This is a genomic window from Hydrogenophaga sp. (genome assembly GCF_035481345.1).
GTDB lineage: Bacteria > Pseudomonadota > Gammaproteobacteria > Burkholderiales > Burkholderiaceae_C > Hydrogenophaga.
The window spans coordinates 1-1,656 of sequence record NZ_DATIGV010000126.1; the positions used below are offsets into that span (position 1 = coordinate 1).

The following is a 1,656-nucleotide window of genomic DNA, read 5'->3' on the forward strand; positions in this document are numbered from 1 at the left end:
GCCGCCGCCAACAAGCGCATCGGCAACATCCTCAAGAAGTCCGAGGGCGTGGGCGAGGCTGTGAACCCGGCCCTGTTCCAGGAAGCCGCCGAGAAGGCCTTGTTCACCGCCATGCAAGCCACCGTGCCCGGGGCCGACGCCAGGTTCGAGGCCGGCGACTTCACCGCCAGCCTGCAGGCCCTGGCCGCGCTGCGTGCACCGGTCGACGCCTTCTTCGATGGCGTGATGGTCAACGCCGACGACCCCGCGCTCAAGGCCAACCGCCTGGCCCTGCTGCAGCAACTGCACCGCGCGATGAACCGCGTGGCCGATCTCTCGCGACTCGCGGCATGATCGCGGCATGAAACTCCTCATCCTCGATCGCGACGGCACGCTCAACCGCAGCCGCGACGACAAGGTCGCGTCGCCGGACGAGTGGGAGCCCCTGCCGGGCGCGCTCGAGGCGGTGGCGCGGCTCAACCACGGCGGCTGGCGCGTGGTGCTGGCCACCAACCAGTCTGGCATCGGCCGCGGCCTGTTCGACATGGCCTCGCTCAATGCCATCCACCTCAAGATGCACCGGCTGATGGCCGCCGCTGGCGCGCGCGTGGAAGCCATCTTCATCTGCCCGCACGCCCCCGAGGACGGCTGCGGCTGTCGCAAGCCCGCACCGGGGCTCTTCCACCAGATCGGCGCGCGCTTCGGCGTGCCGCTGGCCGAGGTGCCGGCCGCGGGCAACTCGCTGCGCCACGTGCAAGCCGCCGCCGCCGCCGGCTGCGCCACGCACCTGCTGCTCACGGGCCTGTCGGCGTCGCTCAGCGGCCAACCCTCCGTGGCCATTCCCGGCCTGCCGCCCGGCACCCAGGTGCACGCCGACCTGAGCGCCTTCGCCGACTGGCTGCTGGCCCAGGTCCCGCCCGCGTCCAAGCTTCCCGCCTGAGCACACCCCCGCATGATCGTCGTCAACTTCCTGCGCTCCGTCCTGCATCTGCTGGTGATGGTGGTCACCGTGATTCCCTGGGCGCTGGCGGTCATCGCGGCCTCGCCCTTCGTCAGCAGCACCACGCTGTACTGGATGTGCGCCAACTGGCTGCGCGTGGCCGTGCACAGCGGCACGTTGATCCTGGGCATCCGCAACCGCGTCACGGGATGGGAGAACCTGCCCGTGGGCAGCACCGCACCGGCCGTGCTGCTGCTCAAGCACCAGTCCACGTGGGAAACCTTCGCCATGCCCACGCTCATGCCGCACCCGCTGGCCTACGTGTTCAAGAAGGAGCTGCTCTATGTGCCCTTCTTCGGCTGGGCCATGGGCCGGCTCGACATGATCCACATCGACCGCAGCAAGCGCACCCAGGCCTTCAACAAGGTGGTCGAACAGGGCCAGCGCCTGCTCGACCAGGGCACCTGGGTGATCATGTTCCCCGAGGGCACGCGCATCCCGCGCGGCGAGAAGGGCAGCTACAAGACCGGCGGCACGCGCCTGGCCGTGGCCACGGGCGCGCCGGTGATCCCCATCGCCGTCAGCTCGGCCAAGTGCTGGCCGCGCAAGGCCTTCATCAAGCGCCCCGGTGTGGTCGACTTCTCCATCGGCAAGCCCATCCCCAGCCAGGGCCGCGAGGCGGACGAGCTCATGCGCGAGGTCGAGGCCTGGATCGAGGGCGAGATGCGCCGGCTCGA

3 protein-coding genes are annotated in these 1,656 nt (G+C 70.2%); all 3 read left to right on the forward strand.

The window, feature by feature from the left end; translation table 11 throughout:
- On the forward strand, window positions 1-333 hold a 333-nt coding region (locus VLG41_RS13835), incomplete at its 5' end, for a DALR anticodon-binding domain-containing protein (RefSeq protein ID WP_325349984.1).
- Window positions 334-340: 7 nt separating this feature from the next.
- Window positions 341-919: a D-glycero-beta-D-manno-heptose 1,7-bisphosphate 7-phosphatase gene (gene gmhB / locus VLG41_RS13840; RefSeq protein ID WP_325349985.1), complete on the forward strand. Its 579-nt coding sequence runs from the start codon at window positions 341-343 to the stop codon at window positions 917-919.
- Window positions 920-931: 12 nt separating this feature from the next.
- Window positions 932-1,656 (forward strand): lysophospholipid acyltransferase family protein (locus VLG41_RS13845; protein WP_325349986.1); only part of this gene is annotated, 725 nt, incomplete at its 3' end.